12 protein-coding genes and 1 tRNA gene are annotated in these 13,059 nt (G+C 55.9%); 8 read left to right on the top strand and 5 right to left on the bottom strand.

The features are described 5' to 3' along the window. The 5 genes from yegD to CUC53_RS05050 all read right to left on the bottom strand — a co-directional run. The coding region (yegD, locus tag CUC53_RS05070) for a molecular chaperone (RefSeq protein ID WP_100293143.1) at window positions 1-890 on the bottom strand (890 nt) is incomplete at its 3' end. A gap of 104 nt (window positions 891-994) precedes the next feature. Beyond that, window positions 995-1,984, bottom strand: a complete 990-nt coding sequence (locus CUC53_RS05065; protein WP_100293142.1) for a 2-hydroxyacid dehydrogenase — start codon at window positions 1,982-1,984, stop codon at window positions 995-997. Window positions 1,985-2,059: 75 nt separating this feature from the next. Beyond that, the gene (locus CUC53_RS05060; protein ID WP_100293141.1) at window positions 2,060-2,536 is read right to left on the bottom strand and encodes a CreA family protein; all 477 of its coding nucleotides are present in this window, start codon (window positions 2,534-2,536) and stop codon (window positions 2,060-2,062) included. A gap of 64 nt (window positions 2,537-2,600) precedes the next feature. Continuing rightward, window positions 2,601-3,455 carry a hypothetical protein gene (locus CUC53_RS05055; RefSeq protein ID WP_100293140.1) on the bottom strand — a complete coding sequence of 285 codons (855 nt, stop codon included), beginning with the start codon at window positions 3,453-3,455 and terminating at the stop codon, window positions 2,601-2,603. A 152-nt stretch (window positions 3,456-3,607) separates the two neighbouring features. Beyond that, window positions 3,608-3,994, bottom strand: a complete 387-nt coding sequence (locus CUC53_RS05050; protein ID WP_100293139.1) for a TraR/DksA family transcriptional regulator — start codon at window positions 3,992-3,994, stop codon at window positions 3,608-3,610. Window positions 3,995-4,473: 479 nt separating this feature from the next. On the opposite strand from CUC53_RS05050, the gene CUC53_RS05045 reads away from it, so the two are divergent. From CUC53_RS05045 to CUC53_RS05010, 8 genes are all read left to right on the top strand, one after another. Further along, window positions 4,474-5,805 (top strand): glutamine synthetase family protein, encoded by a 1,332-nt coding sequence (locus CUC53_RS05045; protein ID WP_100293138.1) that lies wholly within the window; start codon window positions 4,474-4,476, stop codon window positions 5,803-5,805. Between the two features lie 178 nt (window positions 5,806-5,983). After that, on the top strand, window positions 5,984-7,345 hold the full coding sequence (locus CUC53_RS05040; RefSeq protein ID WP_100293137.1) for an aspartate aminotransferase family protein: 1,362 nt from the start codon (window positions 5,984-5,986) through the stop codon (window positions 7,343-7,345). 53 nt (window positions 7,346-7,398) lie between these two features. Next, window positions 7,399-8,496, top strand: coding sequence for a polyamine ABC transporter substrate-binding protein (locus CUC53_RS05035; protein ID WP_100293148.1), 1,098 nt, complete (start codon window positions 7,399-7,401; stop codon window positions 8,494-8,496). Window positions 8,497-8,638: 142 nt separating this feature from the next. Beyond that, window positions 8,639-9,700: a polyamine ABC transporter substrate-binding protein gene (locus CUC53_RS05030; RefSeq protein WP_420808043.1), complete on the top strand. Its 1,062-nt coding sequence runs from the start codon at window positions 8,639-8,641 to the stop codon at window positions 9,698-9,700. 78 nt (window positions 9,701-9,778) lie between these two features. Then, the gene (potA, locus tag CUC53_RS05025; protein ID WP_100293135.1) at window positions 9,779-10,933 is read left to right on the top strand and encodes a polyamine ABC transporter ATP-binding protein; all 1,155 of its coding nucleotides are present in this window, start codon (window positions 9,779-9,781) and stop codon (window positions 10,931-10,933) included. Further along, window positions 10,930-11,835, top strand: coding sequence for an ABC transporter permease subunit (locus CUC53_RS05020; RefSeq protein WP_100293134.1), 906 nt, complete (start codon window positions 10,930-10,932; stop codon window positions 11,833-11,835). Before potA ends, CUC53_RS05020 begins: the two co-directional genes overlap by 4 nt. Further along, complete coding sequence (locus CUC53_RS05015) at window positions 11,832-12,674, top strand: ABC transporter permease subunit (RefSeq protein WP_100293133.1); 843 nt, start codon at window positions 11,832-11,834, stop codon at window positions 12,672-12,674. The genes CUC53_RS05020 and CUC53_RS05015 overlap by 4 nt, the downstream gene beginning before the upstream one ends. Before the next feature lie 284 nt (window positions 12,675-12,958). Further along, window positions 12,959-13,035 (top strand) — tRNA-Pro (locus CUC53_RS05010). The last annotated feature ends 24 nt before the right edge of the window (window positions 13,036-13,059 follow it).

Genomic DNA, 13,059 nt, shown 5'->3' with positions numbered 1-13,059 from the left:
CTGACGTCGTGGATGGCGGCCGCATCCCAGAACAGCGGGTGGGGCAGCGGCTTGCCAGTCTTGAGGGTCTCGTGCATGCCGAGCAGCGGCATCATCCCCTCCACCGTCAGGCGGATGTCGAAGTCGTTGCCGCCGATCCGCTGGCCGCTGTGGCCGAGCAGATCGCCGCTGCGATCCAGCTGATCGCGGTAGCTCGGGCCCATCCGCAGCATGGAGCAGTCGGTGGTACCGCCGCCGATATCCACCACCAGCACCACGGCGTCTTCGGTGAGGCGCGCCTCGAATTCAAACCCGGCGGCTACCGGTTCATAGAGGAACTCCACCTGCTCGAAACCGGCCAGACGGGCCGCCTCGGTCAGGATGGCGATAGCTTGCTGGTTGCTCTCCTCCCCCGCCAGGCCCTGGAAGTTGACCGGGCGGCCGATCACCGCCTGGCGGATCGGGGCGCCCAGCTGCTGCTCCGCCTGCTGGCGGACATGGAGCATCATGGCGCAGACGATATCTTCAAACAGGGCGATCTGGGGGGCCTTGAGGCCATAGGCGCCAAGGAAAGATTTTGGCGATTTGATATAGTAGCCGTCGTCCGGCTCTTCCAGATAGCGTTCCAGTGCGGCACCGCCGAAGCAGAGCTCGTCGATCAGTCCCTCTTCGCGCATCTGGCGGCGAACCATCTGAGCGCGGCTGACCACGGGGCCACGCAGCTTGAGGTACTCCGCCTGCTGGGCCGGTGCCAGCCCTTCAGCCAACAGACCGGCGATGGCATCTCGGTGGGGGGCGTGCAAGGTGGAGGGAAGATAGTGGGATGGACCAAGGTTGAGCAGTCTGGGGCGGCCCTGTTCCATCACGGCCACCGCGCAGTTAGAAGTGCCGTAATCAAATCCGATAAACATAGGCAACCAGACTCCTGCATAAAAAGGGCTGGTAGCCTAACCGATGGCGCCGAGTCTCACAACCCGGCGCATAGAGATGTAAAGCGGGGTACGACGAGGGGGGGTTACTCCACCTCGTTGTCGCAGCGGCCCTGGCTTTCGATGGCGCGAATATTGCCGAGGGTGGTATCAGCAATGGCATGCAGCGCCTCGCGGGTCAGGAACGCCTGATGGCCGGTAAACAGCACATTGTGACAGGCCGATAAGCGGCGGAACACGTCATCAGTGATCACTTCGTTGGACTTATCGGAGAAGAACAGATCTTCCTCCTCCTCGTAGACATCCAGCCCCAGCGCGCCGATGCGGGAGGTCTTGAGCGCCTCGATGGCTGCGTTGGAGTCGAGCAGGCCGCCACGGCTGGTGTTGATGATCATCACCCCGTCCTTCATCTTGGCGAACGCCTCCTGGTTCAGCAGGTGGTAGTTCTCCTTGAACAGCGGGCAGTGCAGGCTGACGATATCGGATTGGCGAAACAGGGTATCGAGATCCACATACTCGGCCCCTAACTCGATGGCGACCGGATTCTGATACGGATCGTTGACCAGCAGACGAACCCCGAACCCCTTGAGGATGCGCAGGGCGGCGAGCCCAATCTTGCCGGTGCCGATGACGCCAACCGTTTTGCCATGCATGTTAAAACCAACCAGCCCTTCCAGCGAAAAATTAGCATCGCGGGTGCGTTGATAGGCCTTATGAATCCGGCGGTTGAGGCACATCATCATGCCGACAGCATGCTCGGCGGTCGCCTCGGGGGAGTAGGCGGGGACTCGCACCACTTTCAGCCCCAGCTCTTTGGCAGCGGCCAGATCCACGTTGTTGTAACCGGCACAGCGCAGGGCGATCACCTTGGTGCCATTGCTGGCCAGTTCGGTCAATACCTCGCGATCCGCATCGTCATTGACGAACAGACAAACTACCGGAACACCATGGGCCAGCCGCGCTGTCTTGGCTTCCAGTCGCACATCGAAAAACTCCAGCTCAAAGCCGAAACGGCTATTAGCTTGGTTGAAATGCTCTTTGTCATAGCTCTTGGTACTGAATACGGCGACTTTCATGATGTGCGCTCCGCGACTGATGATGTGGTTAAATTACAACAAAACAGGCTGGTTATCACCGGAAAAACCAATGGTTCATCGGCCCCACGGCATAATGGGCACTGCACTGACAGCACTTTTGTACGATCCATCCACCAGCTTAGTGCTGTAAGTCAGGTAGATCAGCGCATTGCGTTTTGTATCGTAAAAGCGCACCACTTTCTGCTCCTTGAACACCAGCGAGGTGCTAACGTCGAACACCTCTTCTCCCGCCTTGAGCTGCTCGGGCACGGTGATGGGGCCGATCTGGTGACACGACAGGGAGGCGTGGGAGGGATCTTCCGCCAGTCCCAGCCCCCCCTTGACGCCACCAGTCTTGGGACGCGCCAGATAGCAGACGACGCCGTCGATGCGCGGGTCGTCGAACGCTTCTACCCGAATCTTGTGGTTGGGGCCAAACAGCTTGAAGGCGGTACTGACTTCACCAATGGTATCCGCGTTATCTGCGAATGCCGACATACTCAGCAACCAGCCTGCGAGTAGCAGGCTGAGGTTGGCTTGCCTCATGGTCATACCTCGAATCATCAGGTTAGTAGTAGCCCCGCTCACACAGAGACAGGTCACCACATGGTTTCTGTCACAGGGGGGGATAGTCCCAATATCGGGCTGGGATGCTTTTTAACAAGGGGGTGAGATCTGGGTTGGTGAGAGTAATGGTGATGCGCTGATCCAAATTCGCACTGGCTAACGCCTCGCGGATCCGAGGATGTTGTTTATAAAACGTCATAAAACTGCCATCGGCATATGAGCGCTCTAACCCTTGATGGATCGCTCGCGCCAACTCAGGGTGTTTGGGGCTCACAAAAAATAGCTGTGCCATGGAGTAACGCAGCACCAGACGCTTTTCAATAGCAAGATTGGAATACTCTGCGCCTAGCTCTCTACGCTCAGCGAAGATCGCTATAAGGGATCGCGGGAAAAAATCCAGCTTGTCACCATCGTTAATCAGCCGAAACAAATTGCTGTACCGCCCCGAATAGGTCTTAATTCCCGCGTGCCTGAGCACCTTGTTATCCGCCCAACCCACCCCCTGCGCTACCTTCATCTGCTTTAAATCATCCACGTTTTTAACGCGATCGAAGCGCGCTTGATCATTGACATGGATCAGGCCAAGGCGCAGCCCTTCCAAGCCACGGAAAATGGGAATGGGGATGGGAATAAACATCGATTCAAGCTCGCTGGATGTACTCATCCAAAACACATTGATGCTCTCGCCCTTGCTCAATTGCTGCTGTAGCGTGAATTGGTTTAGATCGAGGTCAACCTGTTTAATTTGAAAAGGTTGACCTGAGTGGGAGAGTGCCAGCTCCAGCAGCTTAAGCTGGTACTCTTGCTCGAGATGGTTAACGGGCCGACTGGGCACCTTCACTATTAGACCTTGGGCTTGTACCAGCATCGGCAAGCAGACACATAGCTTGATGAGCCATTTCATACGCCGTTTTCCGCTAGAAATCAGGGGTAACTGAAGTCTAACCAAGTTATCACTAGCGTGCTGAAAAGTGGCCATACCCCCAAGCCTATGGGCATGACCTCGGGGTCATCAGGTGGTGCCGATTAACCGGCGATCACTACATCCTCGCCATATCAGGCGACACGGCGGAACACATGATTATCGTTGAACTCTTTGGTGCTTTGGCACTCAAGACAGAACCGAGATTCAGGCCGAGCTTGCAGTCGCTTCAGTGAGATTTGCTCCCCACAAGACTCGCAGTAACCAAATTCCCCTTCACTGATCCGTCTTAACGCACCTTTGAGATTGCGCAGATGCAGTTTGTCATGCTCGATTCGATTCAGCTCCAAACGACGAGCTTCTTCAATGCTGGCACGATCAATTTCGTCAGCCATCTCGTTGGTATCGGTGGCGATGGCTTGGCTAGCCTGAGAATTGAGGCGTTCTTCGAGCTCGACGATGTGTCGCTCGATCTGGCCCTTATAAAAGGCCAGTTGGTCTTTATTCATGAAGTCACACATTCGATTTTACTACCAGTCAGTTAACTCAATGATCTCTGTTAATGGGGTCATCTGGATAAAGACCAACCCCCTTGTTACTGGATTGACACCGCGCTACCTCGGCTGAAGCGGCCACAACAGGTGTAAATCAGGGCGGGCCTTGTACCAAAAAAAAACCGCTCTGCAAAGTAAATCGGCCAAAGAGTGTGGTTCTTGACAAAGAAAAACCCGCCAGTGGTCGGATAAGTGACCACTTTATTCAAGATGGAAGCCTGATGAGATGAGCGGTCAGTACGACGCCATATTGCCTATCTACGTGTTTAGTATTTGGCATCGAGATGGTCATTATATGCGCCGTTATTTATAGTTTTTTAAACACTCCCGCTTGACATCGCCCTTGCTGGCGGGCTTTTATGGGGGTATTAATTACAATTTCGTAACAAGGGTGTTCCATATATTAGACACCCTTGCCAATGGTAATCGTACAGTCGGGGTTTAACATGGACAGTATCAAAGGCTGGATGGAGAGCAATCGCATCACGGAAGTGGAGTGCCTGTTCCCAGATTTCACCGGCAACGCCCGGGGTAAAATCATCCCAGCCAGTAAGTTTTTACGTGAGGGTGGCATGCGCCTACCCGAAGTCATCTTCACCCAGACAGTCACCGGCGAATATCCGGATGACGACAGCATGATTGACCCGCTTGAGCGGGACATGCAGCTTTACCCAGACCCTAACACTATCCGCTTCGTGCCGTGGGCACTGGAGCCGACCGCCCAAGTCATTCACGACTGCTTTGATGTCAACGGTAAGCTTATCGACATTGCGCCGCGCTCGGTGCTGCGTCGGGTACTGTCATTTTACGAAAAACAGGGCTGGAAACCGGTGGTCGCACCAGAGCTGGAATTTTATCTGGTCACTCGCAATGAAGATCCTGATTACCCGCTGATGCCGCCAGTAGGCCGTAACGGCCGTCCAGAAACCGCGCGCCAATCCTTTAGCATCGATGCGGTTAACGAATTCGACCCCATTTTTGAAGACATGTATGACTACTGCGAGGCGCAAGAGCTGGAAGTCGACACCCTGATCCACGAATCCGGCGCCGCCCAGATGGAGATCAACTTCCTACATGGGGATGCTATCGACTTGGCCGATCAAGTGTTCCTGTTCAAACGCACCATGCGTGAAGCCGCGCACAAACACGGAATCTACGCCACCTTTATGGCCAAACCGATGAGCAATGAGCCCGGCTCGGCGATGCACATTCACCAGAGTCTGGAAGATGCCAACGGCCATAACCTGTTTGCGACGGCGGAGGGGAATAACTCCGATCTGTTCATGCACTTTATCGCCGGACTGCAAAAGTACACCCCAGCGGTGACTGCCCTGTTGGCCCCTAACGTCAACTCCTATCGTCGTCTCACCTTTGGCGAAAGCGCACCGCGTAACGTCCAGTGGGGGGTGGAAAACCGCACCTGCGGTTTGCGGGTGCCGTTCTCCGAGCCCAGTGCGCGGCGGGTAGAAAACCGCTTCGCTGGGGCCGATGCCAACCCTTATCTGGCGCTGGCCGCCACCTTGGCGTGTGGTTATCTCGGCATGATGGAGAAACTAGAGCCGATGCAGGAGATGAAATCGAGCGCCTACGACCTGCCCTACAGCCTACCCCGCTCACTGGAAGAGGCGCTCAGCCACCTCGAACAGTGCGAGCCCATCAAGGAGATGCTGGGTGAGCGGTTCACTCGCGCATTTGTCGCGGTCAAGCGCAAAGAGTATGAGACCTATTTTGGGGTGATCAGTCGCTGGGAGCGGGAGTTCCTGCTGCTGAACGTATAAATCAGGCGAGCCAATCCATCATCCCACTTGGGGAGGCCCGCCTTGGCCTGCTCCATGTACCGCCAAGCCATGGCAACGAGCCAGAGCGTCCCATCATCGATTCATCACCATGATGGGTTGCTCTCCTCTTATCCCATGCCGACCACATCGCTGACATCGAAGGACCAAGGAGCAAGCAATGCAACAGACTACCCGTGAGTGGCAGCAGCTGGATGCCAGCCACCACTTACACCCCTTTACTGACTTTCAGGCGCTCAATAAAAAGGGCAGTCGCATCATTACCAAGGCCAGCGGTGTCTACCTGGAAGACTCCGATGGTCAACGTATCCTCGATGGTATGGCGGGGTTGTGGTGCGTCAACATGGGCTATGGTCGGCAGGAGCTAGTCAATGCCGCCACCCAGCAGATGCAGCAACTGCCCTACTACAACCTGTTCTTTCAGACCGCCCACCCGCCAGTAATTGAGTTAGCCACCCTGTTAACCGAGATCACCCCCCCTCACCTCAATCAGGTGTTTTTTACCGGCTCAGGGTCCGAATGTAACGATACCGTGCTGCGGATGGTGCGCCACTACTGGGCCAGTAAAGGGCAGCCAGAGAAACAGGTGATCATCAGCCGCCATAACGCTTACCACGGTTCTACCGTCGCAGGGGCCAGCCTCGGTGGCATGAAGGGAATGCACGCTCAGGGTGGCCTGCCCATTCCCGGCATAGTGCACATCGATCAGCCCTATCACTTCGGTGAAGGACAAGGGATAAGCCCCCATGAGTTTGGGCTAGAGCGGGCCCGCCAGTTGGAGCAGAAGATTCTGGAGCTGGGGGTGGACAAGGTCGCTGCCTTTATTGGCGAGCCAATCCAAGGGGCGGGCGGGGTGATTATTCCGCCCGACAGCTACTGGCCTGAAATCCAGCGCATCTGCGATCACTACGGCATTTTGCTGATCGCCGACGAGGTGATCTGCGGCTTTGGTCGCACCGGTCATTGGTTTGCCAGCGAGGGATTTGGCATCAAACCCGACCTGATGTGCCTCGCTAAGGGGATCACCTCTGGTTATTTACCCCTTGGCGCGGTGATGGTGAGCGATCGGGTCGCCAAGGTGTTAGTTGAAGAGGGAGGCGAGTTTAACCACGGTTTCACCTACTCAGGCCATCCGGTGGCATGTGCCGTGGCCATCGCCAACATTAAACTTATGCAAAGCGAAAGCATAGTTAAGCGAGTAAACGAGACCATCGGCCCCTATTTACAGCGCCGCTGGCGCGAGTTGGCTGACCACCCATTGGTGGGAGAAACCCGTGGCAAGGGCTTGGTAGCGGCCCTTGAAATTGTCCAAGATAAGCGGACTAACCAGCGTTTCCCAACTGCGGCCAACGCGGGGATGACCTGTCGGGAATTCTGTTTTAACAATGGCTTGGTGATGAGGGCGGTAGGCGATACCATGATCATATCGCCCCCCTTGGTCATCACCGAGGAGCAGGTTGATGAATTAGTCAGTTTGGCAAGGCGAAGCCTAGACCTCACAGCCCAAACGCTGAAAGGTTGAGGCCGCCCGAGCAGATTGGCATTCGCATACAATGTGCTTAGGAGACAAGGATGATGTCTTTCAAAACAGGCGTAATCGCCGCCAGCGTTGCGTTGGTGATAGCCAGCACTGGCGCCATGGCCCAAGAGAAAGTGCTACATGTCTACAACTGGAGCGATTATATCGCCCCAGAAACCTTGGAGCAGTTCCAGAAGGAAACAGGCACCAAGGTGGTGTATGACGTGTTCGATAGCAACGAAGTGCTGGAAGCCAAATTGCTGGCTGGCAAATCTGGCTACGACATCGTGGTGCCCTCTAACCCCTTCTTGGCAAAACAAATTAAGGCTGGGGTGTTCCAAAAGCTCGATAAGAGTAAGCTCCCCAACTGGCAAAACATGGATGCTGATCTGCTCAAAGCTCTCGAACCAAGCGATCCGGGTAACCAATACTCCATCCCCTATCTGTGGGGCACCATCGGCTATGCCTACAACGCTGAGAAAGTGAAGGAAGTATTAGGTGCCGACGCGCCGGTTAACTCGTGGGATCTGGTGTTCAAGCCCGAGAACATGGCCAAGCTCAAGGAGTGCGGCGTCTCCTTCCTCGACTCACCGACCGAAATGCTACCCGCCGCCTTGCAGTATCTGGGCTTTAAACCTGATAGCCAAAAGCCCGCTGAGCTGAAGAAAGCGGAGGAGCTGTTCCTCTCCATTCGCCCCTATACCGCCTATTTCCACTCCTCCAAATACATCTCGGATTTAGCTAACGGCAACCTGTGCGTCGCGGTGGGTTACTCCGGTGACTTACAGCAGTCCAAAGCGCGAGCGGCAGAGGCAAAGAATGGGGTCGCGCTGACCTACACCATCCCACAAGAGGGGGCAGGCAGCTTCTTTGACATGATCGCCATCCCCGCGGATGCCAAGAACGTGGAAGATGCCCACACCTTCATCAACTACCTGATGAAGCCAGAGGTCATCGCTAACATCACCAACGTGGTGCAATTTCCCAATGGTAATAAAGCGGCGACCCCGCTGGTCGATGAGCCGATCCGCACCGACCCAGGTATCTACCCCAGTAGTGCCACCCTGCAAAAGATCTACACCTTTCCAGACCTGCCCGCCAAGGTGCAGCGGGTAATGACCCGGAGCTGGACCAAGATCAAGTCAGGTAAGTAAATATGAATGCCCCTCCCAGTCCGCAGTTCGGCTGGGAGGGGGGTGACACCATCGCTTAAAGATGGGCCGAGCGAATGGATGCGCTAACGGTCAACCACTGAACAGGAGAACTGAGACTGTGTATGTAAGTAAGCTCATAACCCTGACCTTGGCTGCAGGGTTAGCCAACCTGGCCCAGGCCGCCCCTGTGGTCCATTTTTACAACTGGTCTGACTATATCGGCGAGACGACCCTCAGCGACTTTCAGCAAACCACTGGCATCAAAGCGATCTACGACGTGTTTGATTCCAACGAAACGCTGGAAGGCAAGTTGCTGACGGGACGAACCGGTTATGACGTGGTCGTGCCCTCTAACAACTTCTTGGCCAAGCAGATCCAAGCTGGGGCGTTTCAGAAGCTAGATAAAGCCCTGCTGCCCAATCTCAGCAATCTGGACCCGCTGCTGCTCAAGCAGCTCGATAAGGTCGATCCGGGCCATCAATACGCGGTCCCCTATCTGTGGGGTACTAACGGCATCGGCTATAACGTCGACAAGGTCAAGGCGGTGTTAGGGGTCGATAACATTGACTCTTGGTCAACCCTGTTTGAACCAGAAAACATGGCAAAACTGGCACGCTGTGGCGTGGCCTTTCTCGACTCAGCCGATGAGATGATCCCCGCGGTGCTCAACTATCTCGGTCTTGACCCCAATAGCCACGATCCCGCCGACATTAAGCGGGCAGAGGCACAAATCTTGAAGGTGCGGCCCTATGTGGCCTATTTCCACTCCTCGAAATACATCGGCGATCTGGCCAACGGCAACATCTGTGTGGCCGCGGGTTTCTCGGGTGACATTCTGCAAGCCGCCACCCGAGCCGAGGAGGCAGGCAAAGGGGTCAAGATTGCCTACCGCATTCCCAAGGAAGGGGGCAATCTTTGGTTTGACATGATGGCCATCCCAACCGATGCCACCAATGTCAAAGAGGCGCACGCCCTGATCAACTATGTGTTGCAACCCGAGGTCATTGCCAAGGTCAGCAACTATGTGGGTTATGCCAACCCCAATGCCAAAGCAGGCGCATTTATGGATCAAGCCGTGCGCAACGATGAAGGGGTATACCCGCCCCAGGCGATACTCGAACGTTTATATGTGCAACAGGCCCATCCCCGTTCAGTGCAGCGCCAAATCACCCGGAGTTGGACCAAGATCAAGTCCGGAACCTAACCTTGGTGCCCACCACTGGGGCACCAAATCGCATTTATAGACCGGCTTTGCGGTCGGTATCCTGTTAGGAGTTTGGTCATGGCGATAGCTTCCAGTGCCTACAAAAAAGCCCTTGAGGGCAGTCAGCAGCGCAAAGAAGTGCTGGTCAAGATCGATCGGGTCAGCAAGCAATTTGATGAAACCTTGGCGGTCGATAACGTCTCGCTCAACATCCACAAAGGTGAGATCTTCGCCCTGCTTGGCGGCTCGGGCTCTGGCAAATCGACCCTGCTGCGGATGTTGGCAGGGTTCGAGCGCCCAACCGAAGGCCGGATTTTTCTTGATGGAGTCGACATCACCGACATGCCGCCTTATGAGCGCCCCATCAACATGATGTTCCAGTCCTACGCCCTGTTTCCCCATATGACGGTGGCGCAGAACATCGCCTTTGGTCTTAAGCAAGACAGCCTGCCTAAGGCTGAGATCGATGCCCGAGTGGAGGAGATGCTCAAGCTGGTGCAGATGACCGAATACGCTCGGCGCAAGCCGCATCAACTCTCTGGTGGTCAACGGCAACGGGTGGCACTGGCACGCTCGTTAGCCAAGCGCCCCAAGCTGCTGCTGCTAGATGAACCCATGGGGGCACTCGATAAGAAGCTGCGCTCCAAGATGCAGCTGGAGCTGGTGGAGATCATCGAGCGGGTCGGGGTGACCTGTGTCATGGTGACCCACGATCAGGAAGAGGCGATGACCATGGCAGAGCGGATCGCCATCATGCATTTGGGCTGCATTGAACAGATCGGCAGCCCGATGGATATCTACGAGACCCCGGCCAGTCGGTTGGTGTGTGAGTTTATCGGCAACGTCAATCTGTTCGACGGCCTGCTGGTGGAAGATGAGCAAGATCACGCCACCATCGCCTGTGCCGATCTGGATCAACCCATCTATGTGGGCCACGGCATCAGCTCCCGCGCCGAAAACAAGAAGGTAACTTACGCCCTGCGGCCAGAAAAACTGCTGATGAGCCTGCAAAAACCGACCGACATCGAGCACCCCGACTTTAACTGGACCACGGGGGCAGTCTACGACATCGCCTATCTGGGCGGTCACTCGGTTTATCACATTGAACTGCCATCAGGCAAAATCGTTCAGGCTTTCATCGCCAATGCCGAACGCCACGGCAAACGGCCAACCTGGGATGACCAGGTATTCCTCTATTGGGAAGATGACAGCGGCGTGGTGTTGCAATCATGACCATATTGAGACGACTGAAGCAGGTGGGGGGGCGCCGACTGGTGATCGGCATCCCCTTCTTCTGGCTGTTCCTCTTCTTCTTGCTGCCCTTCATCATCGTGCTGAAGATAAGCTTCGCCGAAGCGGATGTGGCCATTCCCCCTTACACCGACGTGGTGAGCTGGGCCGATAACCAACTCACCATCTTGCTCAACATGGGCAACTACCTGCTGCTGCAGGAAGATGAGCTCTACATTGCGGCCTATCTGGGCTCGCTGAAAATAGCCTTTGTCAGCACCCTGTTGTGCTTGCTGATTGGCTATCCGATGGCTTACTCCATTGCGCGGGCGAAAAAAGAGACTCAAACCGTCCTACTGCTGTTAATCATGATGCCCACGTGGACTGCCATCTTGATCCGGGTTTATGCCTGGATGGGGATTCTTAGCAACAACGGCTTGCTCAACAGTGTGTTGTTGGGGATCGGCGTGATTGACGAACCGCTGCAGATCCTCAACACCAATCTGGCGGTCTATATCGGTATCGTTTACTCCTATCTGCCCTTTATGGTGCTGCCGCTCTACGCCAATTTGGTCAAACATGACCAAAGCCTGCTGGAAGCAGCCTCCGATCTGGGTGCCCGTAACCTGACTCGGTTCTGGCAAATCACGGTGCCGCTCTCCAAAAACGGCATCATCGCCGGCTGCATGTTGGTGTTTATTCCGGTGGTGGGTGAGTTTGTCATCCCCGAGATGTTGGGCGGCCCAGAAACCCTGATGATCGGCAAAGTGCTGTGGCAGGAGTTCTTTAATAACCGCGACTGGCCGGTGGCCTCAGCACTGGCAGTGGTGATGTTGGCCGTGCTGATCATCCCAATCATCCTGTTTAACCGCAATCAGGCCAAAGAGCTGGAGGGCAAGATATGAAGCGCATTGAGTTTGCCAAGCTGATGCTCTGGCTGGGGCTGCTGTTTATCTACTTGCCGATGGTCATCATGGTGATCTACTCCTTCAACGCCTCTAAGCTGGTGACGGTGTGGGGCGGCTGGTCACTGAAGTGGTACTTCGGCCTGCTCGATAACAAGCAGCTGATTGGCTCGGTGTTCCGCTCGCTGGAGATCGCCCTCTATACCGCGATTGCCGCAGTGGCGTTGGGCACGGTGGCGGCCTTCGTGCTGACCCGCATCCCTCACTTTCGTGGTCGCACCCTGTTCGGTGGCATGGTCACGGCGCCGCTGGTGATGCCCGAGGTGATCACCGGCCTCTCCTTGCTGCTGCTGTTCGTGGCGATGGCCCAGCTGGTGGGCTGGCCCGCCGAGCGGGGCATGTTGACCATCTGGATCGCCCACACCACCTTTTGCAGCGCCTATGTGGCGATCGTGGTGTCGGCGCGGCTGCGGGAGCTGGATCTTTCCATCGAGGAGGCGGCGATGGATCTCGGCGCCAAGCCGTGGAAGGTGTTCTTCCTGATCACCATCCCGATGATCGCCCCCTCGCTGGCGGCAGGTGGCATGATGTCGTTCGCCCTGTCGCTCGATGATCTGGTGCTGGCGAGCTTCGTCTCCGGCCCGGGCTCCACCACCCTACCGATGGAGGTGTTCTCGGCGGTACGGCTCGGCGTGAAGCCGGAGATCAACGCGGTCGCCAGCCTGATCCTGCTGTCAGTGTCCCTGTTCACCTTTAGTAGCTGGTATCTGATGGCCAGAGCGGAAAAACGCCGTCGCGCCGAAATTGCCATGACTAATCAGCTCCAAGCGCTGGCCTAACCTCGCAATAACAAGGGGACCGTCGGTGTCCCCTTCCCCCTCTCTTAACCCATCTCGATATTGGCCGCCTTTTGAGTCCCAGTTTGCGCCCCCTTATGCTGAGCCTCGTCAGGTCTGGGATCCTCGCGGTGATGTAGGCGCGCTATCTGGCGAACAAAACCTGCATATTAGCTGGGCTGGGTACATGCTGAATAGTTAACCGAACGGTCGGTTTTCCTGGTTTTGAGCGCAAAAAAGGCTTGTGTCATATCAGGGCTTTCGGTAGATTCTCGCCCCGCAGACATCGGTGTGTAGCGCAGCTTGGTAGCGCACTTCGTTCGGGACGAAGGGGTCGGAGGTTCGAATCCTCTCACACCGACCAAATTTGAAAAGGCCGCTCAATAGA

The organism is Aeromonas cavernicola (genome assembly GCF_002795305.1).
Classification (GTDB): Bacteria; Pseudomonadota; Gammaproteobacteria; order Enterobacterales; family Aeromonadaceae; genus Aeromonas; species Aeromonas cavernicola.
This window is presented reverse-complemented; position numbering and strand designations above follow the sequence as displayed.